The sequence below is a fragment of the Brachybacterium tyrofermentans genome, from assembly GCF_014897585.1.
GTDB classification, from domain to species: domain Bacteria; phylum Actinomycetota; class Actinomycetes; order Actinomycetales; family Dermabacteraceae; genus Brachybacterium; species Brachybacterium tyrofermentans.
The window spans coordinates 1-784 of record NZ_JABUXW010000096.1; the positions used below are offsets into that span (position 1 = coordinate 1).

The 784-nt window shown below is 62.4% G+C and carries 1 protein-coding gene; it reads right to left on the reverse strand.

Features of this window, described 5'->3' with window-relative positions:
- Window positions 1-35 precede the first annotated feature (35 nt).
- Window positions 36-581 carry a tyrosine-type recombinase/integrase gene (locus INT49_RS20860; RefSeq protein WP_319021724.1) on the reverse strand — a complete coding sequence of 182 codons (546 nt, stop codon included), beginning with the start codon at window positions 579-581 and terminating at the stop codon, window positions 36-38.
- Window positions 582-784 lie beyond the last annotated feature (203 nt).

The following is a 784-nucleotide window of genomic DNA, read 5'->3' on the forward strand; positions in this document are numbered from 1 at the left end:
CACCTTCACCCATCACGACCCACCCCTCGGACACCTCAACGATGAAAGCCCGAGGCTAGGCTGATTCCGTCGACGACTGTCCGCGCTCGTGCAGTGTCGAGGCCGACGTAGATGGCGGTTGTCTCAGGCTTGGAGTGCCCCATTAGCGTCTGTACCAGGAGCAGATCATGGGAGTTCCTGTATGCCTCGGTGGCGAAGCGGTGGCGAAGAGTGTGGGCACTCCAGTGTCCTGGTAACGCGCCGTTGACGAGCTCTCCCACCCGGATTGGCTGGATGTGAGTATCTGAATACCGGCCTGCAGATGGGAAGAGCCAAGGGAGCTCTGGTGAACCGAGCCTGAACTGACGCTGTATGGCGTCGTGGGTGGCACTGGTGAGCGGGACGGTGCGTTCGCGCCGGCCCTTGCCATGAACGATGAGTGAGCTGCCAAACCGTTCCTCAATGACGTCGTCGCGCGCAACCACGGCGATCTCCCCACGACGCAAGCCGGCCTCAGCGCCGAGATGAATCATCGCGTGTAGTCGAATGTTGGAGGTGAGGAGCGCCCTCCGTATCACTGGATCTGGACACGGTCGCGGCACAGACGCGGGGGCAGGAGCTGGGGGAATCAGTGACAGCGGATCCGAGAGGATCCGGCCGGTTCGGTGCAACCATGTGGTCCAGACCCGAAGCGATGTCCGCGCACTGCGTCGTGTCGCTGCCTTCCACCGTGGATTCGCGAGGTGCCCAGGTCAAGTCCCAGGTAGTGGTGTAGCGATCCTTCGATGAGGGGTCAGGCTGTCAG